Origin of the sequence: Phenylobacterium haematophilum, from assembly GCF_014196295.1 — a bacterium.
Classification (GTDB): domain Bacteria; phylum Pseudomonadota; class Alphaproteobacteria; order Caulobacterales; family Caulobacteraceae; genus Phenylobacterium; species Phenylobacterium haematophilum.
This window is the reverse complement of record NZ_JACIDK010000005.1, coordinates 208,224-234,193: the sequence shown is the minus strand read 5'-3', so window position 1 is coordinate 234,193 and position 25,970 is coordinate 208,224. Positions and strand designations below refer to the sequence as shown.

The window sequence follows — 25,970 nt, the reverse complement described above, 5'->3', positions numbered from 1 at the left end:
GGTAACTCCCGTCTGAATAGTTATGCGGCGCCTATGCGCGGCGCTGCAGCATGTGGATACCGGTTCCCGCGCGCACAGCACGCTCACTTTTGCGAGTAGACTTGACTAAGGGCCGGCTGGAGGTGGCGCCCTTGTCCGGGCTAGGCTCATAACAATGTGGTCAAGCATTACGTCGGCTGTAGAGTTATCCGAATGAAGATGACGATTGAAATCGACTGTTCGCCCCAAGAGGCGCGCGCCTTTCTGGGCCTGCCGGACGTGACGGGTCTCAACGACAAACTCGTCGAAGAGATGCAGAAGCGCATGACGGCGAACATGGCCATGCTGTCGCCGGACGAGCTTATCAAGAACTGGACCGCGTTCGGAGTCGGGGCTCAGGAGCAGTTCCGCAACCTGATGAACGCCGCGGTTGATGTCGGCATGGGCGCTTCGCGCTCCAAATGACCGACACCATATTCGCGCCCGCGACCGCCGCTGGGCGATCGGCGGTCGCGGTCGTTCGCCTGTCCGGCCCAGGCGCCGGCGCGGCGGTGAAGGCGCTGGCTGGAAAGCTCCCGCGACCGCGCGAGGCGACGTTGCGCGTCCTGCGTGACGGGCAGGGGCGGGCGATCGATCAGGCCCTCGTCCTTTGGTTCGAGGGGCCGTCCAGCTACACGGGCGAAGACGCTGCGGAGTTTCACGTGCACGGGGGGCCGGCCGTGGTCGCCGGTCTGCTGGAAGCGTTGGCAGACCTGCGGCTTCGGTTGGCCGAACCGGGAGAGTTCACGCGCCGCGCCTTCGAGAACGGCAAGCTCGATCTGGCTCAGGCCGAGGGCGTCGCCGACTTGATCGAGGCCGAGACCGAAGCTCAACGGCGCCAGGCGCTCGACCAGCTGGGCGGCGCGCTCGGCCAGGCTCAGACCCGTTGGCGCGAAGGTCTGATCGAAGCCCTGGCGATGTTCGAGGCCGCGGTCGACTTTCCAGACGAGGAGGTTCCGGCCGACGTCGCGGCCCGGGCCAGACCCGTACTGGCGTCGTTGATCGGCGAGCTGGAACACGCCGTCGCCGACGTGAAGCGCGGCGAGCGGGTGCGCGAGGGCTTCCGCATCGCCCTGGTCGGAGCGCCGAACGCGGGCAAGAGCACGATCCTCAACGCACTGGCCGGACGTGAGGCGGCGATCGTCACCGCCACGCCGGGCACCACGCGCGACGTGATCGAAGTGCCGATGCGGCTTGCGGGGTACAAGGCGCTGTTGGCCGACACCGCCGGCCTGCGCGACACCCGCGACGAGATTGAGGCTGAAGGCGTGCGCCGGGCGCGGGCCTGGGCCAACGACGCCGACCTGCGGATCTGGGTGGTGGACGGCGCCAGCGACGCGGCGGCGACCGTGCCGACGCTGCATCCGCACGATCTATGCCTGATCAACAAGGCCGACCTCGTGCAGGGGGCCGAGACTGGCCATGCCCTGGTCGAAGCGCGGGCGCTCAATGTTGAGGTTATTAGGCTCAGCGCTTGGAAACCTGACGATATTTCCGCGCTGCTGATGGCCCTGGAGCATCGGGTCGTCGATGCCCTGGCCGGCGCAGAACTCCCGACGGCGACGCGCCTGCGTCACCGCGAGCTGCTTTCCGAAGCGCTGGAACGGCTCAATCGCGCCCTGTTGCTGGAAGACGATCTCGAACTTGCGGCCGAGGATGTGCGCCTTGCTGGGCGTGCCTTGGACCGGATCACCGGCCGGATCGACCCCGAGGACGTGCTGGACCGGGTGTTCTCCAGCTTCTGCATAGGGAAGTAGCTTCTGTTTCACGTGAAACGCCGCCGCTCGTCCGCGTTGTTTCACGTGAAACACCCATGCCTCCGCCAGCGGAATCCGGGGTGAAAAGGGGTCCTTTGTTCGCTATATAGCTGCCCATAGCGCCCCCGGCCTTCCGGGGGCGTCTTCCGTGGAGACTCGATTGAGCGCCTGGGACGTCATCATCATTGGGGGAGGGCATGCCGGCTGCGAAGCCGCGGCGGCTTCCGCGCGCGTCGGCGCCAACACCCTGCTGCTGACCCACAAGCTCGAAACCATCGGCGAGATGAGCTGCAATCCCGCCATCGGCGGTCTCGGCAAGGGCCACTTGGTCCGCGAGATCGACGCCCTCGACGGCTTGATGGGGCGCATGGCCGACCTGTCCGGCATCCAGTTCCGGATGCTCAACCGCTCCAAGGGCGCCGCCGTGCGCGGGCCGCGCAGCCAGATTGACCGCAAGCTCTATCGCCAGGCTATGCAGGCCGAGCTCGCCGCGACCCCCAACCTCACCGTGATGGCCGAGGCGGTCGAGGACCTCATCGTCGTGGACGGCGTCGTCCAGGGTGCGGTCGGTGCAACGGGGACGGAGTACCGCGCCGGCCGGGTGGTTCTGACCACCGGGACCTTCCTCAAGGGTCTGATCCATCAGGGCGAGACCCGCATCCCCGCGGGACGGGTGGGCGACGCTCCAGCGATCGGGTTGTCGGACCGTCTCTACGCCTCCGGGCTGGCCATGGGCCGCCTGAAGACCGGGACCCCCGCGCGCCTTGACGGTTCGACCATCGCCTGGGACGAACTGGAGATGCAGGCCGCGGACGATGAGCCGGTGCCGTTCTCGTTCCTGACAGATAAGATCACCGTGCCGCAGATCGCCTGCGGCGTGACCTACACCAACGCCCAGACGCACCAGATCATCGCCGACCGGCTGACAGAGTCGGCGGTTTATGGCGGCCGCATCAATGGCCGCGGGCCGCGCTATTGCCCGTCGATCGAGGACAAGGTGGTCCGCTTCGGCGACAAGGACAGCCACCAGATCTTCCTGGAGCCCGAGGGCCTGGACGACGACACCGTCTATCCGAACGGCATCTCGACCTCGGTCTCGACTGAGACCCAGGACCTGTTCCTGCGCACGATCCCTGGTCTCGAGAACGTCAAGGTCCGGCGCTACGGCTACGCCATCGAATACGACTACGTCGATCCGCGGGAGCTCTATCCGACCCTGGAGGTGAAGAAGCTTCCGGGCCTATATCTCGCCGGCCAGATCAACGGCACGACGGGCTACGAGGAGGCGGGGGCCCAAGGCCTGGTCGCGGGGCTCAACGCCGCGCGCGCCGCCTCGGGGCAGGACCCCGCCGCCTTCGGTCGCGACGAGGCCTATATCGGCGTGCTTATCGACGACCTGACGACGCGCGGCGTCACCGAGCCCTATCGGATGTTCACGAGCCGGGCGGAATTCCGCCTGACCCTCCGGGCCGACAACGCCGACCAGCGTCTGACCGAACGCGGTATGGCCTTGGGCGTGGTCGGTGTTTCACGTGAAACGTCCTACCGGGCCAAGGCCGCCGAGTTGGCCCACGCGCGCGAGCGGGCAGGGCGGTTGACCCTGTCTCCGAACATGGCCCAGAAGGCCGGCCTGCCGGTGAAGTCCGATGGCGTGGTCCGCGACTTCGTGCAGCTGCTGGCCTACCCGACGATCAGCTTCGACGACCTCGCCCGCATCTTCCCCGAGGCGGGCGCGTGGTCTGCCGATTGCCGCGAGCAGCTCGAGATCGACGCCGCCTATGCCGGCTACCTCGATCGGCAAGCCGCTGACGCCGCGGCCTTTCGTCGGGATGAGAACCTGCGGCTGCCGGCAGATCTCGACTACGCCGGCGTCGGCGGCCTTTCCAACGAGGTCCGCGAAAAGCTCACGACCGTCCGCCCGCTGACTCTCGGCCAGGCCGCGCGGATCGAGGGCGTGACGCCCGGCGCGCTGACCGCCCTGCTGGCCCATGTTCGCCGTCGCGCCGCCTGATCGCATGACCGTGGATGTGACCGACGCGGCGAGCTTCGCCGCCGCGACCAACGCCGGCCCCCAGGCCATCGCCGACCTCGAGCGCTACCGGTCATACCTGGCCGAGTGGAACGAGAAGATGAACCTGATCGGGCCGGCGACGCTCGACACGTTCTGGTCGCGGCACGCCTGGGATTCGGCTCAGATCCTGCCGCTGGCGCCCGACGCGCTGACCTGGGCCGATCTCGGAACCGGCGTGGGGCTTCCCGGCATCGTGTTGGCGATCATGCAGAAGGACCGGCCCGGGTTCCACGTGCACCTGGTCGACAGCCTCACCAAACGCTGTCGCTTCCTGAACGAAGTGGTGAGCGGATTGCAGTTGCCGGCGACCGTTCACAATTCACGTGCGGAAGACTTGTCGCTGACTGTGGATATCGTCACGGCCCGGGCTTGCGCGCCCCTGTCCCGGCTGCTGGGGTATGCCCAGCCCTACTTCAAGCGAGGCGCGCAGGCGCTGTTCCTAAAAGGGCAGGAGGTTGCGTCCGAACTCGAAGACGCGGCGAAGACCTGGGATTTCGAGGCGGACGTGTCGCCAAGCCTCAGCGACGCCAGAGGCCGGATCGTGCGTGTGAGGAGACTCGGCCGTGGCCGTAAAAGCTAAGCGAGGCCTGCGCGTCCTGGTGGTCGCCAACCAGAAGGGCGGGGTGGGCAAGACCACCACGGCCATCAACCTCGGCACCGCGCTCGCCGCCGTCGGGGAAAAGGTGTTGCTGATCGACTCCGATCCGCAGGGCAACGCCTCGACTGGCCTCGGCGTCGGCCGCGCCCAGCGCAAGGTCACGCTCTACGACGTTCTGATGGGCGAAGCGCCGATCTCCTCGGCGGTGGTCAACACCGTGCTGCCGGGCCTCGACCTGGTGGCCGCCGATCCCGACCTCTCAGGTGTCGAACTGGAGCTGGGCCAGCAGGCCCGCCGCTCGTTCAAGCTCCGCGACGCCCTGGAGCCGATCCGTGCGGAGGGCGAATATACCTACGTCCTGATCGATTGCCCGCCGTCGCTGAACCTGCTGACGGTCAACGCCATGGCGGCGTCGGACGCGGTGCTGGTGCCGCTGCAATGCGAGTTCTTCGCCCTGGAAGGCCTCACTCAGCTGATCCGGACGGTCGACCTGGTGCGCGGCAGCCTGAACCCGAACCTGGAGATCCAGGGCGTGGTTCTGACCATGTACGATCGCCGCAACAGCCTGTCGGAACAGGTGGCCCGCGACGTCCGCGGCCATTTCGGCGAGACGGTCTACAACACGGTGATCCCGCGCAACGTGCGAGTCTCGGAGGCCCCCAGCTACGGCAAGCCGGTGCTGGTCTACGATCTGAAGTGCTCAGGCTCGCAGGCCTATCTGAAATTGGCGCGTGAAGTGGTGCTGCGTGAGCGCAATCGCCGCGCTCAGGCGGCGGCCTAGGGGGACATGATGGTCGAGAAGCGTGGATTGGGCCGCGGCCTGTCGGCCCTGCTGGGCGATGTGGACGAGGCCAAGGTCGTGGCCGGCGCGCCGGTCGACGAGGTCGCCGGCGTCCGGGAGATCCCGATTGAGCTGATCCATCGCAACGTCCACCAGCCGCGTTGGGTGTTCACGGAGGCGGAGGTCGATGAGCTGGCCGGCTCGATCCGCGAGAAGGGCGTGCTGCAGCCAATCCTGGTGCGGCCGGCGCCGGGCCTGCCCGGCGAGTGGGAGATCGTTGCCGGCGAGCGCCGCTGGCGCGCCAGCCAGAAAGCCGGCTTGCGGGTTATGCCGGTGCTCGTCCGCGAGCTGGACGACGTCCAGGTGCTCGAGATCGGCGTCATCGAGAACGTCCAGCGCGCCAACCTCAATCCGATCGAAGAGGGCGCGGCCTACCAGCAGCTGATCGAGAAGTTCGGCCGCACCCAGGAACAGGTGGCCGAGAGCATCGGCAAGAGCCGCAGTCACGTGGCCAACACCCTGCGGCTGATGAACCTGCCCGAGCCGGTCCGCAACTATGTGCTCGAGAGCAAGCTGTCGGCCGGCCACGCGCGGGCGATCCTCACCGCCGACGATCCGGTCGCCCTGGCGGAGAAGATCATCGCCGGCGGTCTCTCGGTCCGTGAAGCCGAGGCCCTGGCCCGCGGCGGCGCGCCGAAGGCGGGCCGACCGAAGTCGGCCTCGCGCAAGCCTGCCAAGGACACCGACACTCAGGCGCTTGAGGTCGACCTCTCCGATGCGCTCGGTCTCGACGTCGAGGTGCTCGATAAAGGAGGCGTCGGCGAGCTGCGCATCAAGTACGCGACGCTTGAACAGCTCGACGAGCTCTGCCGCAAGCTGACCACGCGCGGCTGATCTCTAAGTCCTTGATTTTAAAGAGCTGGACATCGGAATTCGCGTTCTCGCTAAGCGGGCGTCCAGGAGTACGGCGCGAGAGCGCTCCCTGCGCCACAGCGCCGATTTCAAAATTGGACTTTTAGCGCCGTCTAGAGCCCCAGACGTCTCGCCCGACCAGCGATGGTCAGGGCCAGGCGCTCGGCGATCAGGCTGTCCGGCGAGCCGGCGGTCTTCACCGCCTTGTCGGCGGCGAGCACCTCGGGCTGCAGCTTGTCGAGTTCGGCCAGCGACCAGCTGCGCGCCTGACGCAAGAACTCGCGCTCCTGTTTCCAGAACACGCCGGACGCCTTGGCCGCCTCTTGCAGGCCGGCGCCGTTCTTGGCCAGGGTCAGGGTTCGGCGCATCCGGCCAAGGTACATGCTGATCGCGCGGATCGCGGCGGCGCCGGCCTCGCCCTCGGCGGCGGCGCGGCGCAGGCCCGCCTGGGCCTCGGCCAGTTTGCCGCCGAACGCGTCGGCCGCGGCATCGGAGAGAGATGCCTCCGGCTCTACGCCCAGGAAGTCGTCCAGATCGCGCGGGGAGGCCGTGCGTCCGCTGCCCGGCTCCAGGTACAAGGCCAGCCGCTCGATCTCCTGGCGGGCGACGCCACGCTCCTTGGGCAGGCGTCCGACGAACAGCTGCAGGGCCTGGGCGTCCAGCCCGACGCCGTCCTGCGACAGCAGCTCGCGCACGAGCCGCGCGACGTCGCCGGGCTCGTCTTCGTAGCAGGGGATGACGACGGCGTCGGCGGCCTTCTCGGCGGCCTTGCGCAGGGCGGAGTCGCGGCCGAGGGCGCCCGCCTCAACGATGAAGAAGGCGTCGGGGTTCAGCTTGCCCTCAGCGTGGGCGACGAGGGTCTCGGCCACCTGCTTGTCCAGGGCGGCCTTCTCAGTGGCGAAGCGCAGGCGCACAAGTCGCCGCCCGCCCATCAGCGATTGCGCCGCCAGCTCGCCTTCCAGTCGGGCGCCGTCGGAGTCGAGGTCGCCGTCAGTCAGCAGGGCGACGTCGAACGGGTCGTCGAGGTTGGGAACGAGCTTGCGGGCCAGCTGCAGCCCGCGGTCGCGGACCACGCCGGTGTCGCGGCCATAGATCACGGCGACCCGGATCGGCGGTTCCGGCCGGGCCAGAAACCGCTCGATGTCAGGCCGCTTGGATAGGATCACGGCCTTGAAGTCCTTACGATTTTCCCTGCGTCGCCAGCCAGGCGGCGAGCTCGAGCTGGATCAGCCGCGCGCACTCGGCGGCGGCGCGGTCCTGGGCGTCCTGCTGGGCGGTGATCGAGGCGTAGGGCTGGTCGGCGCTGTCGTAGGTGACCTGGGCGCGGGTCGAGCCGGTCTTCACCTGGGCGCCGGTGGACGACGCCACCAAGGTGTAGCGCGCGGTCAGCACATACTCGTAGCGGGTGGCGACGTTGTCGACCCGCAGGCCACGCGGGTAGCGAGTCTCCGACAGCGCCAGATCCATCCGGTACTTCGGCGTTCCCTTGGCGTTGGCCAGGGCGTCGTCCAGGTGCTCGCGAATCAGCTGTCCGGTGCGGCCGGGCGGGGTGGTCACCTGCACCGAATGCAGCTGCGCCGTCACTGCTGGGTCGCCGTAGAGCGGCGTGAACCCGCAGCCGGCCAGGGTCAGTGCCCCGGCGGCGATGAGGGCGGAAGCAACGACGCGGTTCATGCAGGTCACCCGGCCACGATGTTGACGATGCGGTCCTTCACGACGATCACCTTCTTGATCGCCAGGCCCTCAAGGCGCCGCGCGATCTCGGGATCGTCAAGCACGATCTTCTCAACATCGGCCGGTTCGAGGCCGGCGGCGACCGAAATCTCCCCGCGGCGCTTGCCGTTCACCTGAACGGGCAGAACCTTGACCGCGTCCTGTGTCAGGGCCGCGTCGTACTCCGGCCAGGGCGCGGCGACGACCATGCCCTCGCCGCCGATCCGGGCCCAGGCTTCCTCGGCCAGGTGCGGGGTGAACGGCGAGATCAGCCGGGCGAACGCCGAAAGCGCTTCCTGGCGAGCGGCCAGGACGGGCGCGGTCGCCTTGTCGGCTGGGAATTCCTTGAGTTTGTTCAGGAATTCGTACATCCGCGCGATGCCGGAATTGAACCGGAAGGTCTCCACCGCCTCGGTCACCGCCTTGATGGTGCGGTGGGTGACCGCGCGCAGTTCGTCGGCCTTCGGATCGGGGGAGAGGGCAGGGGCAGGGCCTGCGGGCTGGCTGTCGAACTCGTTCCAGACCCGGTTCACGAACCGCCAGGCGCCGTCGACGCCCGCCGCTGACCACTGGGTGTCGCGCTCGGGCGGGCTGTCGGACAGCACGAACAGACGGGCGGCGTCGACGCCGTAGACCTCGAAGATCTCTTCCGGCGCGACGGTGTTGCGCTTGGACTTCGACATCTTCTCGACGTCGCCGATGACCAGGTCTTCGCCGGTCTCCAAACTGCGGGCGCGGCGCTTGCCGTCTTCGGCGAGAATCTCGACTTCCTTGGGCTCGACCCACTCGCCGCTCTGGGCGCGGCGGTAGGTCTCGTGCGTAACCATGCCTTGCGTGAACAGGCCGGCGAAGGGCTCGCGCACGCTCAGCATTCCTTCGTCGCCCAGGGCGCGGGTCACGAAGCGGGCGTACAGCAGGTGCAGGACCGCGTGTTCGATACCGCCCACATACTGGTCGACGGGCAGCCAGTAATCGGCCGCGGCCTTGTTGATCGGCTCGGCCGCCTCGGTGTCGGTGAAGCGGGCGAAGTACCAGGAGCTGTCGACGAAGGTGTCCAGCGTGTCGGTTTCGCGCGTCGCCTCGCCGCCGCATTGCGGGCAGCTGGCGTTCTTCCATGTCGGATGCCGCGCCAGGGCGTTGCCCGGCTTGGAGAAGTCCATGTCGTCAGGCAAGACGACCGGCAGCTGGTCCTTCGGCAGAGGGACCACGCCGCACTTGGCGCAGTGCACGACCGGGATCGGGCAGCCCCAGCCGCGCTGGCGGGCTACGCCCCAGTCACGCAGGCGGAACACAGTCGCGCCCTTGCCCTGGTTCTGGGCTTCGATCCGGGCGATCGCGGCGGCCTTGGCCGGCTCGATCTCCAGGCCGTCCATGAAGTCGGAGTGGAAGATGGTCCCGGGGCCGGTGTAGGCCTCGTCGCCGATGGTGAATGCGGCGGGGTCCTCCCCGGGCGGCAGCACCACCGGCTTAACCGGCAGCCCGTACTTGCGGGCGAATTCCAGGTCGCGCTGGTCATGGGCCGGGCAGCCGAAGATCGCCCCGGTGCCGTAGTCCATCAGGATGAAGTTCGCGATCCAGACCGGGAGGCGCCAGGTCGGGTCGAACGGGTGAGCGACGGTCAGGCCGGTGTCGAAGCCGATCTTCTCTGCGGTCTCGATCTCGGCTTCCGAGGCGCCGCCCTTGCGGCATTCTGCGATGAAGGCGGCGACCTTGGGGTCGGCGGCCAGTTGCTCCGCCAGCGGATGGTCCGGGGCGATGCCCACGAAGCCCGCGCCGTACAGGGTGTCGGGGCGGGTCGTGTAGACTTCCAGCCCGGCCTCGAAGCCTCTGGGGGCCTCTCCGGCCCATCCGAAGCTGAACTTCAGGCCCTTGGAGCGGCCGATCCAGTTCTCCTGCATCAGCCGGACCTTGTCGGGCCAGCGGTCCAGCGTCTTCAAGCCCTCGATCAACTCCTCGGCGTAGTCGGTGATACGAAGGAACCACTGGTTCAGCTTGCGTTTCTCGACCACTGCGCCCGAGCGCCAACCACGGCCGTCGACCACCTGCTCGTTCGCCAGCACGGTCTGGTCGACCGGGTCCCAGTTGACGATGCTTTCTTTGCGATAGACCAGACCGCGTTTCCACAGGTCCAGGAACCAATCCTGCTGCTTGCCGTAGTAGGCCGCGTCGCAGGTCGCGAATTCGCGCGACCAGTCGATCGACAAGCCCAGTTCTTTCAGCTCGCCCCGCATCTTGGCGATATTGTCGTAGGTCCAGCCGCGCGGATCGACGCCGCGCTCCATGGCCGCGTTCTCGGCCGGCAGGCCGAAGGCGTCCCAACCCATCGGATGCAGTACGTTGAAGCCGCGGGCGCGCTTGTAGCGGGCCACGACGTCGCCCAGCGAATAGTTGCGCACATGGCCCATGTGCAGACGTCCCGAAGGATAGGGGAACATCTCCAGGGCGTAGTACTTCGGCACGCCCGGGGTCGGGGGACCGGCCTTGAACACCTCGGCGTCGGCCCACGCCTTACGCCACTTCGGCTCGGTCTCTTTCGGATTGTAGCGGGCCATTGGGGGCGCTCTTCAGACTTCGATAGGTGACGGCCAGCGGCGGAAGGCGCTGGCCCTTGGGAGGGAGCGCATCCGAACCGGTTTCCACCCTTGCTGAATGCGCCCCGAGACGGGCCTTAGCCGATGTTCGACAGCCGAAGCTGCCGCGCCTTGGTAAGGATCGCGTTTTCCAGGTCGGTCTCGGTCTGGCCGGCCGAGGGCGCGTCGGTCCAGTTCCCGGTCGCATCCTTGACCTGCTTGAAGACGGCCACGTTCAGGCCGTCGGCGCGCAGACGCGAGTCCAGGATGTAGACGGTGCACTTGAAGCGCTCGTCCGGCTTTTCCGGGTTCACGTACCAGTCGGTGATCACCACGCCGCCGTACGGGTCGGCCGAGGCCAGCGGCATGAAGGACAAGGTGTCCAGCGTCGCTCGCCACAGATAGCCGTTCACCCCGATTGCGGGCTGACCCGCATTGGCCGGAGCAGACTTCTTGCCGCCGCCGAGACCAAACACGCTGAAACCGCCGGGCTCCTGGGTCTGGAAGGTCCGGGGACCGCCGCTTGAGCACGCGGCCAGCGCCGTGAGGCTCAGCACCAAGGCTCCGGTCGTCACGCCACGCATCAACTCACCGCGCACAAACGGCATATATCGGCTCCTAGTCGTTCTTCCGCGATCGGTTCGCGCCGCGGCGCCGCCCCCACGCAGCCGCGCCCTCTATAACAACGCCCGTGGAACCGCCAAACAGGAATCGCGTGTCCCAGCCGCCACAGGCGCCGACGATCTGCCTGCGAAGCGTGCAGAGGCCCCCGAGAGTCGGTTGACCTGACGTCGCCCAGGACTTTAATCGGCTCAACGGTCACGTCTCTAAGTGGCGTGTTCGGGGCTAAGGGGCCATATAGGTAGTCATGTCCAAGCGGTTGGTCATCTCGTTGATCGGCGCGGCGCTCCTCGCGAGCGGCGCTTCGGCGGCGCATGCCCAGACGTCCGCGGCTTCGGCCGCGAAGGGCAAGACCGCCGATTTCACCGTGCGCAGCGAGACTTCGACGTCCCCGCAAGGGAACAAGTCGCTGAAGTGGGATACGCGCAAGGGGCGCTGGGGGGTCACGCTCAACCTCGAACAACGGGGCGAGCGCGACACCCAGTGGAACGACGTCGAGGCGGGAGCCTACTTCCGCGTGACGCCGAGCCTTCGGGTCGGCGGCGCCGTCGCGCTCGGCGAAAAGGAAGCGCCGGCCTACAAGAAGACGGAGCCGCAGGAATCCGCTCCGCGCGTCCGGCTCGAGACCGCCTTCAAGTTCTAATGGCCTCTACGGCCGCCAGACCGACCAGGCCCGCAGGCAACAGCCGGCGGGCTGTTTTGTCGTTGATCCCGCCCAGCGCATAGATCGGTCCGCCCGCGGCGCGAACCAGGCGCGCCAGCCGCAGGGGCCCGATCGGCGCCCCCGCCGAGGGACTGTTCGACGGAAAGATCGCCGAAACCACTACTGCATCGGCGCCGGCCGCCAGTCCGCGCCGCGCCGCCGACAGGCTGTGCGCCGCCGCGGTGACGATCCAGCCCGGGCGCTTCAGCCGTCGGGCGCGCGCCGCCATCCGTTCCGGCAGGTGGACGCCGCCGGCCCCGACCCGTGCTGCCAGACCGGCGTCGGCCCCGATCAGCAGCACCAGGCCGCGTTTGGCCGCGATCTGCGCCAGACGCCGGGCGCGGGCCTCGGCGTCCGGGGCGCCGAACGCGCGGTAGACGATCGCCGATCCGCGCGGCAGCCGCCGGGCCGCCGCCTCGATGTCGGGGGTGCGGGCCGGGTCGGTGAAGAACAGAAGCGGCGGCAGCGGGGGGTTTCGCCCAGCCGCGCGGCGACCTATGGCTTGGGCCGCTCTCGTCACTGTCCAGAAGTTCGCCGCGATGACCGTTCCTCCCGCCCTCACCGACGTCCTATCCCGGATCGCGCGCGCGGCGAAGGCGTCCGGCCGGGCGGGCGCCGACGTCACCCTCGTGGCGGTCTCCAAGCAGCAGCCCTGGGAGAAGGTGGCGCCTATGCTGGCGGCCGGCCAGTCGGTGTTCGGCGAGAACCGGGTTCAGGAGGCGATGGAGCGCTGGGCTGGGCGCCATGAAGCGCTCGAACTGCGGCTGATCGGGCCGCTTCAGTCGAATAAGGCCAAGGAGGCGGTGGCGTTCTTCGAGGTGATCGAGAGCCTCGACCGCGAGAAGCTGGCCCGCGCCCTGGCCGACGAGATCCAGAAGCAGGGCCGCACGCCGCGGCTCTACGTCCAGGTCAACACCGGCGAGGAGCCGCAGAAGGCCGGCGTCGCGCCCGGCGAGGCTGACGCCTTCATCGCCGCCTGCCGGGCGACCTACGGCCTGCAGGTCGAGGGCCTGATGTGCATCCCGCCGGCCGCCGAGCCGCCGGGCCCGCATTTCGCGCTGCTGGCCAAGATCGCGGCCCGCAACGGGGTCGCGAAGCTCTCCATGGGCATGAGCGACGACTTCGAGACCGCCATCCGTTTCGGCGCGACCAGCGTGCGAGTCGGCTCGGCGCTGTTCGGCGCCCGCAGCTAGGCCTGCTCGATAGCCACCGCGTCGCCGAGCTTGGCCAGCGACAACAGTTCCAGCATATCTTCGCGCGACAGCGCCACACAGCCTTCGGTCGGCTCATAGCCGGGGCGGGCCAGGTGCATGAAGATCGCCGAGCCCAGGCCCGGAACCGGCGGGTCGTCGTTGTGGGCCAGGATGCAGACCAGATCGTAGACGTCGTCCTCGCGCCACATCTGCTCGGCGCTGGCCGGGTGCGGCAGCTTGACCGCCCGGTTGTAGGCCGGGTCGCCGGGCGCGTCGCACCAGCCGTCGTCGCGCTCCAGCGCCTTGGTCGGCAGCCGGGTCTCGGGGCGACCGCCCTTGTCGGGACGAAACAGCACCCGGCGGATCGCCCAGACGCCGAGCGGCGACTTGCCGTCGCCCTCGCGCTTGTCGGCGGCGGCGATCACGCCGCCTTTTCCCAAGGCGCAGCGGGTCGTACGACCGTCCAGCCGGAAGCTTCCATCTGACAACGCCGTGAAGATCATGACTTAAGGGAACTCCCGCGGTTGGCTCTTTCGCACGATACGGTGCATGTTCGGGTCCATGGCTCAACGCAAGACCCTGCTCGTCGTCGACGACAACGAAGAACTCCGCGGCGCGATCGCCGAACAACTCCAACTCTCCGAGGATTTCTCGGCCATCGAGGCGGCGACAGCCGGCGATGGGGTGAGGGCGGCGATCGAGAACCGCCCCGACCTCATCCTGCTCGACGTCGATCTACCGGACATGAACGGCCGCGAAGCCTGCCGTCAGATGCGTGAGAAGGGCGTCGTCGCCCCGATCATCATGCTGACCGCGGCCGCTGCCGACGACGACCAGATCTCCGGCCTGGAAGCCGGCGCCAACGACTATGTGACCAAGCCCTTCAAGTTCCAGGTTCTGCTCGCCCGCATCCGCGCCCAGCTGCGCAGCGCCGAACAGTCCGAAGGCGCGGTGTTCCACCTCGGCGCCTACGAGTTCCGTCCGTCCGCCAAGATGCTAGTCGACGCCAACCAGAAGAAGATCCGGCTCACCGAGAAAGAGACCAACATCCTCAAGTACCTCTATCGCGCCGGCGAAAAGCCGGTCTCGCGCGAGGAGCTGCTGGCCGAGGTCTGGGGCTACAACGCCGGCGTCACCACCCACACCCTGGAAACCCACGTCTATCGCCTGCGCCAGAAGATCGAGCCCGATCCGGGCAACGCCCGCTTGCTGCTGACCGAGGCCGGCGGCTATCGGTTGGCTCCGTAAAACGGACCCCCGGGGCGAGGCGTGGCGAAGAAGAAGTGGACGATCGCGCGCGCCTTTCCGCTGATGCTGATGGGCGCGGTGGGGGTGGGCGTGATCGTCCTGGCAGTCGGCAATCACCTGCGCCGCGCTACGATCATCGAGCAGTCCACGGCCAACCTTCCGGCCGGAGCGATGGAAGGCGAGCCGTGCGCGGTGATGACCAAGGCCGAGTACGAGGCGCGCGGCGCCAAGGCCGCGCACGCCTTCATCACCAACGACATCCGCTATGAGCGCCGCTACGGACATGCCGACTGCAGCATCGTCAAGGCCGGCGGGGCGGGGAACGACTTCGTCCCGGTCTGCCAGTTCAGTGGCCCGGCGCAGGTGGTGGTGACCACGGACAAGGGCGCCTTCTACTTCGCGCCGGGCGTCGGCCGTCCGGCGACCGTCGCCACGCGCGACGGCGTGCCGACCTGCGTGATCCCGAAGGTTCCGCCGAAGTTCTAGACCGCGAAGTCGGCGCTGACCGGCGCGTGGTCGCTGGGCCGCTCCCACTCGCGCACGTCGTCATGCACGCGCGAGGCGGCCTTCCCAGTGTGGAACGCTGCGTCCCTCAGGCCCGGGGTCACCAGGATATGGTCCAGCCGCAGCCCGCGGTTGGACTTCCGGAAATCGGCGGCGCGGTAGCTCCACCACGAGAACAGCTTCTCCGGCTCCGGGATCGCCTCGCGCGGCAGGTCGATGAAGTCGAGGCTGGCCTTCAGCTTGGCGAAGGCCTCCAGCTCGATCGGCGTGTGGCTGACGATCTTCGACATCTGCTTGTGGCTCCAGACGTCGAACTCGCCGGGGGCGACGTTCAGGTCGCCGACGATCGCCAGCGGCGCTTTCGGATCGCGGCGCGCCATCTCGGCGGTCAGTTTCTCGAAGAAGTCGAGCTTGTGGTCGAACTTCGGATTGAGCTCGCGGTCGGGAATGTCGCCGCCGGCCGGGATGTAGAAGTTCTGGATCTCGACCCCGGCCACCTTGCCGCCGACGCAGCGGGCGTGCTTCTCGCGGCAGACGTCCAGCGGCGCGGCGTCCTCGATCGGCAGCCGCGAGGCGATCGCCACCCCGTGCCACCCCTTCTGGCCGGCGATCTTGATGTACGGCAGGCCGGCGGCCTCGAATGCGGCGCGCGGAAACTCGCCCTCCTGGCACTTGATCTCCTGCATGCACAGCACGTCGGGCGCCTGCTCGTCGACGAAGCGGGCCACTTGCTCGGCCCGCAGGCGCACGGAGTTGACGTTCCAGGTCGAGAGGCGAAGGCGCATGGGGCGATGTCTAAGGGGGTTCGGGCAAAAAGAAACGCCCGGGCACTGGAGAAGCCCGGGCGTAAAGTGTGTCTCTCATGCCGCCGCCGGGAGGGGATAGGGTCCGGCACGGAAAGGGGTCGCGATCGCGCGATCCCAATAGTGTCATTAATGCCACTGGCGACGAGAAAAAGTCAATCACAAATCACACGGCATATTGCCTGTTGTGAATGTGTCACATTTTGGAACGGCCGACGTTCTTCGGCCTCGGGTCCTTCAGCACGAATAGCGACGGGGCAAGGCCGCTGGTCTTGGTCAGGCTGGTCAGGCGGATTCGGGTAGAGGACCCCTGCGCGTCGGTGACCGTCCAGCCGACCAGCGCCATTGGATTGTCGGAGAAGGTCAGGGTGATCTGGCCCTCGGCCTGCTTCTTGCCGTCGCGGGCGGTGATCGAGAAGCCGTCAGCCAGCCGCGCCACTCGGGTGACGTTGATGCCGCGGTCGAGGCGGATCTTGCGAGCCAGGAAGATCGACAGCGGCGTGGCCATCAGAGGGTACGCGTCGAAGGTCTTCAGCCGCGAGTCCGCGATCGAGACGTTGCCGCCGTCGGACACCACCAGCAGGCCGGAGGGCTTGTCGTATTCGAAACGGGCCTTGCCCGGCCGCTTCAGATAGAGCGAACCCTGGGTCATCGCGCCGCGGGCGTCGGTTTGCACGAACCGCCCCTTGGCCTCGGTCAGTCCCTCCAGGTAGGCCGCGGCGCGGTCGACCAACGCCTTGTCCGCGGGTGACAGCGGCGCGGCGGGCGCGCGCTGAGCAAGAGCGGGGAGGGGCAGGGCGGCCAGGCCCAGCGCCAGGGCGCGGCGGGTCAGTCGGGTCATGCGAGGGCGAACTCCAGTTTCGGCGACGTATATAAGGCGCCGTGGGCCTCATTAGGGCGCAAGAACGGCGAAGCTCGCCCTTAGTTGCGAAGCGCCGTTCGCCAGCCATCCGCAGACCCCAGCACGATGGAGCGGCCGACAGCGGGCGCCGCGCCACGCGATCGTTAAGCAAAACTTACCCCTGACGGGCGGCGTTTCACCCCCTGAGGGGCGATTCCGCAGTGCAGCAAGCTTGTGCGCGTCAAAAATCGTACATATCACCGGGCCGTCGACCGTCTGAGAGACCCCGACAGAGGGCTTCCGCGGCTGGCATGACGCGTGGGTAACATAAGGGGCGCAGCCTGATGGGCTTGGCCATTCCGGGTCTCGACGAGGCCCCTACCAAACATGCCGGACTTCTGGCCTGGGTACGTGAAGTCGCTGAACTCACCCAACCCGACCGGGTCCACTGGTGCGACGGTTCCGATGCGGAGTGGAACGTCCTGACCGCCGATTTGGTGAAGTCGGGCACCCTGAAGCCGCTCAATCCGCAGAAGAGGCCCAATAGCTTCTATGCGGCCTCCGATCCGCGCGACGTCGCCCGGGTCGAGAGCCGGACCTTCATCTGCTCGCAGGACCCGGCGGACGCCGGGCCGACCAACAACTGGCTCGACCCGCAGGAAATGCGGACCAAGCTGCAGGGTCTGTTCAAGGGCGCCATGCGCGGCCGCACCATGTACGTCGTGCCCTTCTGCATGGGTCCGCTCGGGTCGAAGATCTCCGCCCTGGGCGTTGAGATCACCGACAGCGCCTATGTCGCCATCTCCATGCGGGTGATGACCCGCATGGGCCAGGGCGCCCTGGACATGCTTGGCGACGACGGTTTCTTCGTCCCGGCTCTGCACACCGTCGGCGCGCCGCTGGAAGCGGGCCAAGCCGACGTGCCGTGGCCGTGCAACGAAGAGAAGTACATCGTCCACTTCCCTGAGAGCCGCGAGATCTGGTCCTACGGCTCGGGCTACGGCGGCAACGCCCTGCTGGGCAAGAAGTGCTACGCCCTGCGCATCGCCTCGGTGATGGCCCGCGACGAAGGCTGGCTGGCCGAGCATATGCTGATCCTCAAGCTGACCTCGCCGCAGGGCGCGGTCCGCTATGTCGCCGCCGCCTTCCCGAGCGCTTGCGGCAAGACCAACATGGCGATGCTGCAGCCGACCATTCCTGGCTGGAAGGCCGAGACCGTCGGCGACGATATCTGCTGGATGCGCTTCGGCGACGACGGCCGGCTGTATGCGATCAACCCCGAGGCCGGCTTCTTCGGCGTCGCGCCGGGCACCGGCATTGCGACCAATAAGAACGCGGTCGACGCCCTGCACGCCAACACCGTCTTCACAAACGTCGCCCTGACCGCCGACGGGGACGTCTGGTGGGAAGGCCTGACCGACGAGCCGCCGGAAGGGCTGACGGACTGGAAGGGCCGGCCCTGGTCGCCGGAGATGGGCGAACCCGCCGCGCACCCGAACGCGCGCTTCGCCGTGCCGGCCGACCAGTGCCCGGTGATCGCCGACGAGTGGGACGACCCGGCCGGCGTGCCGATCTCGGCCATCCTGTTCGGCGGCCGCCGCGCCAGCGCCGTGCCGCTGGTGACCGAAGCCTTCGACTGGGAACACGGCGTGTTCCTGGCCGCCAACGTCGCCTCGGAAGGCACCGCCGCGGCCGAGAACAAGGTCGGCGAGCTGCGCCGCGACCCGTTCGCGATGCTGCCGTTCTGCGGCTACAACATGGGCGACTACTTTGGCCACTGGCTGAAGGTCGGCGCGGGCGCCGACGCCGCTAAGCTGCCGCGCATCTACTTCGTCAACTGGTTCCGCAAGGGCGCCGACGGCAAGTTCCTGTGGCCGGGCTACGGCGAGAACGCCCGCGTCCTGAAGTGGATCTTCGGCCGGCTGGAAGGCGCCGCCGCCGCCGTCGACACCCCGATCGGCCGCGTACCGAGCAAGGAGTCGCTGGATCTCGACGGCGTGACAATCGACGCCGCGGCCCTCGACACCCTGCTCTCGGTCGACGCCGAGGTCTGGGCCGAGGAAGCCGCCCTGATCCCCGAGTTCTACAAGAAGTTCGGCGACCGCCTGCCAGCCGAGCTCTGGGACCAGCACGCCGCGCTCAGCCGCCGCCTCGGCGTCCAGGCTCAGGCCGCCGAATAACCCCGGCGCCAGGACCACGCGATCTTGGCCGGAGCGGCGAACCGCTCCGGCCTTTTTCTTTGGCCGTCTGACGAAGGCTGACGCGACGACAGGCTTGCGCCGCAAGCTCCGCCGTCCATCTGATCTGGAAACCGGACGGAGCGCGCCATGACCGACAGCCTCGACGCCCGCATAGACGACGTCATCGACCGCGCGCTGGCCGAGCGACGGATCGTCGGCACGGTGGTGCTGGTCGCCCGCGGAGGCGAGATCGTCTATGCCCGCGCCGCTGGCGACGCCGACCGCGAGCGCGGCCTGCCGATGGCGCAGAACACGGTCTTCCGTCTGGCGTCGGTGACCAAGCCGATCGTGGCCGCGGCCGCTCTGGCGATGATCGAGCGCGGTGACTTGGCCTTGGACGCGCCGGTGAGCCGCTGGCTGCCGGACTTCCGCCCTTCCGCCCCGGGAGGCGCGCCGGCCGAGATCGCCCGGCCAACTGCTGACCCATACCAGTGGGCTCAGCTATGGCTTCCTGCAGCCCGAGGGGGGCCCCTATCTGGAGGCGGGGGTCTCCGACGGTCTCGACCTGCCCGACCGCAGCATGGCCGACAACCTGGCGCGGCTCGGCCAGATCGAGCTGTTCTTCCCGCCGGGCGCGGCCTGGAACTATTCGGTCAGCCTCGACGTGCTGGGCGCGGCCATGGAGCAGGCGGCCGGCAAGCCGCTGCCGCAACTGATCGACGAGCTGATCCTACGCCCGCTGGGCATGGACGCCAGCGGCTTCTACGTCGCCAGCGCCGACCAGCTCGCCACCCCCTATATCGACGGCCAGCCCCCGCGCCCGATGCAGGATCCGGACGTCTCGCCATTCTTCGAGCTCTCGGGGATCCGCTATTCCCCGGCGCGGGCGACCCGGCCTGCCTCGTTCCCGTCCGGCGGCGCCGGCATGGTCGGCACGGCCGGCGACGTGCTGAAGCTGCTGGAGGCGGTGCGCACCGGCGGCGGGCCAATCCTGTCGCAGGCCTCGGCCGCTTCGATGCTCAGCAACCAGATCGGCGAGCTGGTGGTCACGACCCACGGTCCCGGCTGGGGCTTCGGCTATGCCGGCGCTGTCTTGAAGGATCCGGCCGTCGCCGGCTCGCCGCTGCGCCGGGGCACGGTGATGTGGGGCGGGGTCTACGGCCACTCCTGGCAGATCGTGCCGGATCGCGAGACCACGTTGGTCGCCCTGACCAACACCGCCATCGAGGGCATGAGCGGGGTGTTCCCCGGCGAGCTCGGCGCGGCGGTGGCCGCGGCGCTCGCCTAGGGCGCTGCGCCGACCAGCACTTCGCGCTTGCCGGCGTGGTTGGCGGGGCTGACCACGCCCTCGTTCTCCATGCGCTCGATCAGCGAGGCGGCGCGATTGTAGCCGATCTGCAGCCGGCGCTGGACGTAGCTGGTGGAGGCCTTTCGATCGCGGGTGACCACGGCCACGGCGCGGTCGTAGAGGTCGTCGCCTGAGCCGCCGCCCTCGTCGCCGAAGCTGTCGCCGCCGCCGTCCTCGTCATCGCCGCCGGCGGTGACGTCCTCAAGGTACTGCGGCTCGCCCTGGTCTCGCAGGAACTTGGCCACCGCCTCGACTTCGCCGTCCGACACGAACGGGCCGTGCAGGCGGGTGATGCGGCCGCCGCCGGCCATGTAGAGCATGTCGCCCTGCCCCAGCAGCTGCTCGGCGCCCTGCTCGCCCAGGATGGTGCGGCTGTCGATTTTCGAGGTGACCTGGAAGGAGATCCGGGTCGGGAAGTTGGCCTTGATGGTGCCGGTGATGACGTCGACCGACGGGCGCTGGGTGGCCATGACCAGGTGGATGCCGGCGGCGCGGGCCATCTGGGCCAGGCGCTGCACCGCGCCTTCCACGTCCTTGCCGGCGACCAGCATCAGGTCGGCGACCTCGTCGATGACCACCACCAGGTACGGCATCGGCTTGGGGTCGATCCGCTCGCTCTCGTAGATCGGCCGGCCGCTGTCGTCGAAGCCGGTCTGCACGGTGCGTTCGAAGTGCTCGCCCTTGGCGGCCGCCTCCTTGGCGCGTTCGTTGTACGAGGCGACGTTGCGCACCCCGATCTTCGACATCAGCCGATAACGGTCCTCCATCTCGCGGACCGTCCACTTCAGCGCGACGATGGCCTTCTTCGGGTCGGTGACCACCGGGGCCAGCAGGTGCGGGATGCCGTCATAGACCGACAGTTCCAGCATCTTCGGGTCGATCATGATGAACCGACACTGATCCGGCGGCAGCCGGTACAGGATCGACAGGATCATCGCGTTGACGCCGACCGACTTGCCCGAGCCGGTGGTGCCGGCGATCAGCAGGTGGGGCATCTTCGACAGGTCGGCGATGTAGGGCTCGCCGCCGATGTTTTCGCCCAGCGCCATCGGCAGGGCCTGGGTCGAGCGTTCGTACTCGGCGCTGGCCAGCAGGTCGCGCAGATAGACCGTCTCGCGCCGCGCGTTCGGCAGTTCGATGCCGATGGCGTTGCGGCCGGGCACCACGCTGACGCGACAGGCGGCGACCGACATCGAGCGGGCGATGTCGTCGGCCAGCGCCACGACCCGCGCCGATTTCACACCGGCGGCGGGAACCAGTTCGTAGAGGGTGACCACGGGACCCGGACGGATCTGGTCGATCGTGCCGCGCACGCCGAACTCGGCCAGCACGCTTTCCAGAAGCTGAGCGTTCTGGCGCAGGGCGCCTTCGTCGAACATCGAGGCGCGCGGCTTGGGCTTGGCCAGCATGGCCAGTTCGGGCAGGGCGAAACCGCCCGTCTTGACGAAGTCGAACGCGCCCTGGGCCTCGCGCTGCTCGCGGCCGGAGTCCTTGGGAGCCGGCTTCGGCTGCTTGATCGCCACCGGGCTGACGATGGTGTCGCCCGCCGCGTCTTCGTCGTCGTCTTGCTGGGCGTACGCGGCCGGTTCGACGGGGGGCGAGGGCGGGGCTTGGCGCTGCGGGGAGGTAGGGGCGGGCTCGGCGGCCTTCGCTCGGCGGGCGGCGGGAGCGCGCGCCGGCTTGGCCGGCTGGGCGGGCTCTTCGCGCATCTGCTGCAAGGTCGCACGCACCCACTCGATGCTGGCGGTCAGTTCGGAGCGACGCACGCCGATCGCAAAGCCCAGCCCGGCCGCGGCGCCGGCGAGCAACAGCAGCGCCGCGATCAGCACGCCGCCGGGAATGTGGGCGTAGGCGAAGAGGCCCGCGATCGCGTGCAGCAGCCCGTCGCCCCAGAAGCCGCCCAGGCCCTTGGCGAGCGGCCAGGAAGCGGGCGCCGGCGGGGCGCTCAGCAGGCCGGCCAGCGCCATCACGCCGAGCAGGCCGATGGCGGCGCGCAGGCGCACCTTGCGACGTGTCAGGTCCGGTTGCGGGGTGGTGGCGCGGCCGAGGCCGAACACCACCATCAGCAGGGCGCCGACGCCGGCGGCCAGGCCCAGCGACTGGATGCCGACATCCGCGGCGGTCGCCCCAGGCGCGCCCAGGGCGTTGGTCGGCGGCAGGGCCGAGGCTGCGTTCAGGCTGGGGTCGGCGGCGTTGTAGGTGGCGAGCGCGATGATCAAGGCGAGGCCCGCCGCCGCGACGATGCCGCCGCGCAGCCGCGCCGTCGCCGGATGCGACCAGGCCAGGCCGGCGATGTGAATCCCCAGCTCGACACCCGTCTTTCGCGCCGCCCGCGCCATTCCACGCTCCCGATTTCAGAGATCCCCTGTTTGCCCGGACGAGGGTTAAGAGGCGTTTACCAAGCCCGGCCTTAAGCGCGGCCGTACCCGCAAAATCCCGTTTCCGTTTTGGCCAAGCCCATCTAGGTTCGCCGCATGTGGAGCATGCCTCGAAGCGTCCTGCGGTTCGTCGCCGTCATTCTCGGTCTCTGCGCCGTGGGCGGGTTCATTCTCGGCGTGCGGGGCGCTCCGGAGCGCGCGCGGCTGCCCGGCGAAGCGGCAGGCGGCGGCGCCCCGCTCCAGGCCAGCGACGCCCGGCCGCTTGATGATCTGGTTCTGACCCCTTCCGAGCTGGCCCCCGAGCCGAAGAAGGAAGAGGAGGAAAAGCCCGCCGAGCCGACCGAGCAGGCGCCGCTCCCGATCGAAAAGGCGCCCGAACCCAAGGCCGCGCCCGCGCCCAAGGTTCCGACCACGCCGCCGCCTGAGGAAGACCGTGTCGGCGATCTGATCGACGGTCTCACTCCGCCGCCCGAACAGCCTCCCTACTAGGCCGCCGCCGCCCGCCGCAGGGTCAGGTTGATGCGCCCGCCGCCGGGGATCAGCCGCGACGATCCCGGCAGGATACGGTCGATCCCGTGGTGATAGAGCCGCGCCTCGCCGGCCAGCAGGCAGACGTCGCCCGATGACAGCCGCACCGAGGTCGTCGGATCGCTGCGCTTGAGGCCGCCGATGCGGAACACCGCCGTGTCGCCAAGCGAGACCGACAGGACTGGAAACCGGAAGTCGGCCTCGTCCTTGTCCTGGTGCAGGCCCATCTTCGCGTCGGCGTCATAAAAGTTGATCAGGCAGGCGTCGGGCGGAACCTCCGGGTCGGCGAGCTCGCGCCAGAGATCCGTCAGGATTGTGGGGATCTGCGGCCAGAACCTGCCGGTGATCGGGTGTCGCGGCTCGTAACGATAGCCCTTGGCGTCGGTGGTCCAGCCGAGGTCGCCGAAGCTGCTCATCGCCACGCTCATCAGCTTGCCGCCGGGGGTCGCCTGGCGGACCAGCGGCGCGTCGGCGAGGCCCGCCGCCACCTCTTCCAGCAGCGCGGCCTGGGCGGCGGGCGACAGCCGGCCGGGCAGCAGGCGAAATCCACTGGTCGTCGAAAGGCTCATCGATGCTCATATAGGCGCAATGACGTCCCGCGCCGCCAGCGACATGCGCATGCCGCCCCTGCGGGCGCGCCGGCTCACCGCCGGCGAGCACCACCTGTGCGCGCAGGTGTTCGGCGAGGATATCGACGCGGCGCGGGTGCGGATCCTCAGCCTCCCGGTCTGGCCGCGACCTTTCGTCCCGTCAGCCGGACTCGTGGTGTGGCCGGCGACCTCGGCCCTGGCCGACTTTTCGGTCGCCCCGCTCTGGTTGCGCTCGGTCCTGGTGCATGAGCTGGTGCACGTTTGGCAGGCGCAGCAAGGCGTTTTCCTGCCCTTCGCAAAGCTGCGCGCCGGCGACGGCCGGGCGACCTACGCATATGATTTGGCGGACGGTCGGTCATTTTCTCAGCTCAACATCGAGCAGCAGGCGATGGTCGTGCAGCACGCCTATCTGGCCGCTGGCGGCGGCGCGGCGCCTTACGACAGCACAGCTTATGCAGGGATTTTAGAGGCTTGGCCGCAGCCGCTGGGGCGAAGACCTCGCACGATCTAGGGTCATTACGCACTTGCGGCGGGTGTATGTGATCCCATATCGCGACTCGACGCTGGTTGCCCCATGGGTTAACCGGCCGAGCCCTTATTCGAACCGGGGATGCCGAGAAGAACCGGGGTGCTTCAAACGAAGGCCCTCAAACCGGCGTCCGCCATTCAGGAGCGAGCAAGACTCGATATGAGCAAGATCATCGGCATCGACCTGGGCACGACCAATTCGTGCGTGGCCATCATGGACGGCAAAGCGCCTAAAGTGATCGAGAACGCCGAAGGCGTACGGACCACTCCGTCGGTCGTCGCCATTCTCGACGACGGCGAGCGTCTCGTCGGCCAGCCGGCCAAGCGGCAGGCGGTCACCAACCCCGCCAACACCCTGTTCGCCATCAAGCGTCTGATCGGTCGCCAGTACAACGATCCGCTGGTGGAGAAGGACAAGGGCATGGTGCCCTACGAGATCGTCAAGGGTCCGAACGGCGACGCCTGGGTGAAGGCCCACGGCAAGGACTATTCGCCCCAACAGATCTCCGCCTTCATCCTGCAGAAGATGAAGGAAGCCGCCGAGCAGCACCTCGGCGAGAAGGTCGAGAAGGCGGTCATCACCGTCCCGGCCTACTTCAACGACGCGCAGCGTCAGGCGACGAAGGACGCCGGCAAGATCGCCGGCCTGGAAGTCCTGCGCATCATCAACGAACCGACCGCGGCGGCGCTCGCCTACGGTCTCGAGAAGAACGACGGCAAGAAGATCGCCGTCTACGACCTCGGCGGCGGCACCTTCGACGTCTCGATTCTGGAGATCGGCGACGGCGTGTTCGAGGTGAAGGCCACCAACGGCGACACCTTCCTCGGCGGTGAAGACTTCGACATGCGGGTGGTCGAGTACCTCGCCGACGAGTTCAAGAAGGAAACCGGCGTCGATCTGCGGAACGACAAGCTGGCCCTGCAGCGCCTGAAGGAAGAAGGCGAGAAAGCGAAGAAGGAGCTGTCCTCGGTCGCCCAGTACGAGGTCAACCTGCCCTTCATCTCGATGAACGCGTCGGGCCCGCTGCACCTGAACATCAAGCTGAGCCGCGCGAAGCTGGAAGCCCTGGTCGAAGACTTGGTCGCCCGCACCGTCGGCCCCTGCGAGCAGGCGCTGAAGGACGCCGGTCTGAAGAAGACCGATATCGACGAGGTGATCCTGGTCGGCGGCATGACCCGCATGCCCAAGGTCGTCGAGACCGTGAAGGAGTTCTTCGGCCGCGAGCCCCACAAGGGCGTGAACCCGGACGAAGTCGTCGCGCTCGGCGCGGCGGTGCAGGCCGGTGTTCTGCAGGGCGACGTCAAGGACGTGCTGCTTCTGGACGTAACCCCGCTGACCCTCGGCATCGAAACCCTGGGCGGCGTGTTCACCCCGCTGATCGAACGCAACACCACGATCCCGACCAAGCGCTCGCAGACCTTCTCGACCGCTGACGACAACCAATCGGCCGTGACGATCCGCGTGTTCCAGGGCGAACGCCCGATGGCGCACGACAACAAGATGCTGGGTCAGTTCGACCTGGTCGGCATTCCGCCGGCCCCGCGCGGCGTGCCGCAGGTCGAGGTCACCTTCGACATCGACGCCAACGGCATCGTCAACGTCTCGGCCCGCGACAAGGCGACCAGCAAGGAGCAGTCGATCCGCATCCAGGCCAACGGCGGCCTCTCGGACGCGGACATCGACAAGATGGTCCAGGAAGCCGAGGCCAACAAGGCCGAGGACGAAAAGCGCAAGGCGGCCGTCGAGGCGAAGAACCAAGCCGAGGCGGTGGTGCATTCCACCGAAAAGGCTCTCGCCGAGCACGGCGACAAGATCTCGGGCGACGACAAGACCGCCATCGAGACCGCGCTGGCCGATGTGAAGTCGGAACTTGAAGGGAACGACGCCGAGGCGATCTCGGCCAAGACCCAGACCCTCATCCAGGCTTCGATGAAGTTGGGCGAGGCGATGTATGCGGCCCAGCAAGGCGGCTCGGAAGAGCAGCCCCAGGGCGCGGCGGCGGCTGACGACGTGGTCGACGCCGAGTTCGAAGAAGTCTCCGACGACGACAAGAAGTCGGCGTGACGTTCCGCCCGATGGCGGTC

General features: G+C 68.3%; 25 protein-coding genes and 1 pseudogene. 16 read left to right on the top strand and 10 right to left on the bottom strand.

Annotated elements, in window-relative coordinates; all coding sequences use genetic code 11:
• The first annotated feature begins 192 nt into the window (after window positions 1-192).
• The 6 genes from GGQ61_RS17015 to GGQ61_RS16990 all read left to right on the top strand — a co-directional run bounded on the left by GGQ61_RS17015 (window position 193) and on the right by GGQ61_RS16990 (window position 6,119).
• Window positions 193-444 (top strand): DUF6489 family protein, encoded by a 252-nt coding sequence (locus GGQ61_RS17015; protein ID WP_183775434.1) that lies wholly within the window; start codon window positions 193-195, stop codon window positions 442-444.
• A complete protein-coding gene (mnmE, locus tag GGQ61_RS17010) occupies window positions 441-1,775 on the top strand; it encodes a tRNA uridine-5-carboxymethylaminomethyl(34) synthesis GTPase MnmE (RefSeq protein WP_183775432.1) in 1,335 nt (444 codons plus the stop codon). The genes GGQ61_RS17015 and mnmE overlap by 4 nt, the downstream gene beginning before the upstream one ends.
• 160 nt (window positions 1,776-1,935) lie before the next feature.
• On the top strand, window positions 1,936-3,786 hold the full coding sequence (gene mnmG / locus GGQ61_RS17005; RefSeq protein ID WP_183775430.1) for a tRNA uridine-5-carboxymethylaminomethyl(34) synthesis enzyme MnmG: 1,851 nt from the start codon (window positions 1,936-1,938) through the stop codon (window positions 3,784-3,786).
• Window positions 3,764-4,426, top strand: coding sequence for a 16S rRNA (guanine(527)-N(7))-methyltransferase RsmG (gene rsmG / locus GGQ61_RS17000; RefSeq protein WP_246371007.1), 663 nt, complete (start codon window positions 3,764-3,766; stop codon window positions 4,424-4,426). The genes mnmG and rsmG overlap by 23 nt, the downstream gene beginning before the upstream one ends.
• A 7-nt stretch (window positions 4,427-4,433) precedes the next feature.
• Window positions 4,434-5,225, top strand: a complete 792-nt coding sequence (locus GGQ61_RS16995; protein ID WP_221221108.1) for a ParA family protein — start codon at window positions 4,434-4,436, stop codon at window positions 5,223-5,225.
• 6 nt (window positions 5,226-5,231) lie between these two features.
• Window positions 5,232-6,119: a ParB/RepB/Spo0J family partition protein gene (locus GGQ61_RS16990; protein ID WP_183775427.1), complete on the top strand. Its 888-nt coding sequence runs from the start codon at window positions 5,232-5,234 to the stop codon at window positions 6,117-6,119.
• A gap of 131 nt (window positions 6,120-6,250) precedes the next feature.
• On the opposite strand, the gene holA is transcribed toward GGQ61_RS16990, so the two are convergent.
• The 4 genes from holA to GGQ61_RS16970 form a co-directional block, all read right to left on the bottom strand.
• On the bottom strand, window positions 6,251-7,303 hold the full coding sequence (gene holA / locus GGQ61_RS16985; RefSeq protein ID WP_183775425.1) for a DNA polymerase III subunit delta: 1,053 nt from the start codon (window positions 7,301-7,303) through the stop codon (window positions 6,251-6,253).
• A gap of 13 nt (window positions 7,304-7,316) precedes the next feature.
• The gene (gene lptE / locus GGQ61_RS16980) at window positions 7,317-7,811 is read right to left on the bottom strand and encodes an LPS assembly lipoprotein LptE (RefSeq protein ID WP_183775423.1); all 495 of its coding nucleotides are present in this window, start codon (window positions 7,809-7,811) and stop codon (window positions 7,317-7,319) included.
• 5 nt (window positions 7,812-7,816) lie between these two features.
• Window positions 7,817-10,402 (bottom strand): leucine--tRNA ligase, encoded by a 2,586-nt coding sequence (leuS, locus tag GGQ61_RS16975; RefSeq protein WP_183775421.1) that lies wholly within the window; start codon window positions 10,400-10,402, stop codon window positions 7,817-7,819.
• A gap of 116 nt (window positions 10,403-10,518) precedes the next feature.
• A complete protein-coding gene (locus tag GGQ61_RS16970; RefSeq protein WP_183775411.1) occupies window positions 10,519-11,028 on the bottom strand; it encodes a DUF3576 domain-containing protein in 510 nt (169 codons plus the stop codon).
• A 284-nt stretch (window positions 11,029-11,312) separates the two neighbouring features.
• On the opposite strand from GGQ61_RS16970, the gene GGQ61_RS16965 reads away from it, so the two are divergent.
• Window positions 11,313-11,684: an NtrZ family periplasmic regulatory protein gene (locus GGQ61_RS16965; protein WP_183775409.1), complete on the top strand. Its 372-nt coding sequence runs from the start codon at window positions 11,313-11,315 to the stop codon at window positions 11,682-11,684.
• On the opposite strand, the gene GGQ61_RS16960 is transcribed toward GGQ61_RS16965, so the two are convergent.
• Window positions 11,674-12,264, bottom strand: a complete 591-nt coding sequence (locus tag GGQ61_RS16960) for a thiamine phosphate synthase (protein ID WP_343056166.1) — start codon at window positions 12,262-12,264, stop codon at window positions 11,674-11,676. The two genes, GGQ61_RS16965 and GGQ61_RS16960, sit on opposite strands and share 11 nt — an antisense overlap.
• A 19-nt stretch (window positions 12,265-12,283) precedes the next feature.
• On the opposite strand from GGQ61_RS16960, the gene GGQ61_RS16955 reads away from it, so the two are divergent.
• Complete coding sequence (locus GGQ61_RS16955; RefSeq protein WP_183775407.1) at window positions 12,284-12,937, top strand: YggS family pyridoxal phosphate-dependent enzyme; 654 nt, start codon at window positions 12,284-12,286, stop codon at window positions 12,935-12,937.
• On the opposite strand, the gene GGQ61_RS16950 is transcribed toward GGQ61_RS16955, so the two are convergent.
• Window positions 12,934-13,440, bottom strand: coding sequence for a L,D-transpeptidase family protein (locus GGQ61_RS16950; RefSeq protein ID WP_183775405.1), 507 nt, complete (start codon window positions 13,438-13,440; stop codon window positions 12,934-12,936). The genes GGQ61_RS16955 and GGQ61_RS16950 overlap by 4 nt on opposite strands.
• Before the next feature lie 58 nt (window positions 13,441-13,498).
• On the opposite strand from GGQ61_RS16950, the gene GGQ61_RS16945 reads away from it, so the two are divergent.
• A complete protein-coding gene (locus GGQ61_RS16945; protein WP_183775692.1) occupies window positions 13,499-14,185 on the top strand; it encodes a response regulator transcription factor in 687 nt (228 codons plus the stop codon).
• A 21-nt stretch (window positions 14,186-14,206) separates the two neighbouring features.
• The gene (locus tag GGQ61_RS16940) at window positions 14,207-14,671 is read left to right on the top strand and encodes a hypothetical protein (RefSeq protein ID WP_183775403.1); all 465 of its coding nucleotides are present in this window, start codon (window positions 14,207-14,209) and stop codon (window positions 14,669-14,671) included.
• Here GGQ61_RS16940 and GGQ61_RS16935 read toward each other — a convergent pair.
• Both GGQ61_RS16935 and GGQ61_RS16930 read right to left on the bottom strand, forming a co-directional pair.
• Window positions 14,668-15,474, bottom strand: coding sequence for an exodeoxyribonuclease III (locus GGQ61_RS16935; protein WP_183775402.1), 807 nt, complete (start codon window positions 15,472-15,474; stop codon window positions 14,668-14,670). The two genes, GGQ61_RS16940 and GGQ61_RS16935, sit on opposite strands and share 4 nt — an antisense overlap.
• A 214-nt stretch (window positions 15,475-15,688) precedes the next feature.
• Complete coding sequence (locus GGQ61_RS16930; RefSeq protein WP_183775400.1) at window positions 15,689-16,333, bottom strand: LolA family protein; 645 nt, start codon at window positions 16,331-16,333, stop codon at window positions 15,689-15,691.
• A gap of 344 nt (window positions 16,334-16,677) precedes the next feature.
• Between GGQ61_RS16930 and GGQ61_RS16925 the strand changes: the two genes are divergently transcribed.
• The 3 genes and pseudogenes from GGQ61_RS16925 to GGQ61_RS16920 all read left to right on the top strand — a co-directional run bounded on the left by GGQ61_RS16925 (window position 16,678) and on the right by GGQ61_RS16920 (window position 19,801).
• Window positions 16,678-18,513 (top strand): phosphoenolpyruvate carboxykinase (GTP), encoded by a 1,836-nt coding sequence (locus GGQ61_RS16925; protein WP_183775398.1) that lies wholly within the window; start codon window positions 16,678-16,680, stop codon window positions 18,511-18,513.
• A gap of 147 nt (window positions 18,514-18,660) precedes the next feature.
• Window positions 18,661-18,897, top strand: a pseudogene (locus GGQ61_RS22735) (serine hydrolase domain-containing protein); the annotation flags it as partial.
• 91 nt (window positions 18,898-18,988) lie between these two features.
• On the top strand, window positions 18,989-19,801 hold the full coding sequence (locus GGQ61_RS16920) for a serine hydrolase domain-containing protein (RefSeq protein ID WP_221221105.1): 813 nt from the start codon (window positions 18,989-18,991) through the stop codon (window positions 19,799-19,801).
• On the opposite strand, the gene GGQ61_RS16915 is transcribed toward GGQ61_RS16920, so the two are convergent.
• Window positions 19,798-22,200 carry an FtsK/SpoIIIE family DNA translocase gene (locus GGQ61_RS16915; RefSeq protein WP_183775396.1) on the bottom strand — a complete coding sequence of 801 codons (2,403 nt, stop codon included), beginning with the start codon at window positions 22,198-22,200 and terminating at the stop codon, window positions 19,798-19,800. The genes GGQ61_RS16920 and GGQ61_RS16915 overlap by 4 nt on opposite strands.
• 144 nt (window positions 22,201-22,344) lie before the next feature.
• Between GGQ61_RS16915 and GGQ61_RS16910 the strand changes: the two genes are divergently transcribed.
• Window positions 22,345-22,728 carry a hypothetical protein gene (locus tag GGQ61_RS16910; RefSeq protein ID WP_183775389.1) on the top strand — a complete coding sequence of 128 codons (384 nt, stop codon included), beginning with the start codon at window positions 22,345-22,347 and terminating at the stop codon, window positions 22,726-22,728.
• On the opposite strand, the gene GGQ61_RS16905 is transcribed toward GGQ61_RS16910, so the two are convergent.
• Window positions 22,725-23,336, bottom strand: a complete 612-nt coding sequence (locus tag GGQ61_RS16905; protein WP_183775387.1) for an alpha-ketoglutarate-dependent dioxygenase AlkB — start codon at window positions 23,334-23,336, stop codon at window positions 22,725-22,727. The two genes, GGQ61_RS16910 and GGQ61_RS16905, sit on opposite strands and share 4 nt — an antisense overlap.
• A gap of 19 nt (window positions 23,337-23,355) precedes the next feature.
• On the opposite strand from GGQ61_RS16905, the gene GGQ61_RS16900 reads away from it, so the two are divergent.
• The gene (locus GGQ61_RS16900) at window positions 23,356-23,868 is read left to right on the top strand and encodes a hypothetical protein (protein ID WP_246371001.1); all 513 of its coding nucleotides are present in this window, start codon (window positions 23,356-23,358) and stop codon (window positions 23,866-23,868) included.
• Window positions 23,869-24,045: 177 nt separating this feature from the next.
• Entirely contained in the window at window positions 24,046-25,950 is a 1,905-nt protein-coding gene (gene dnaK, locus GGQ61_RS16895) for a molecular chaperone DnaK (RefSeq protein ID WP_183775385.1), read from the top strand.
• Window positions 25,951-25,970 lie beyond the last annotated feature (20 nt).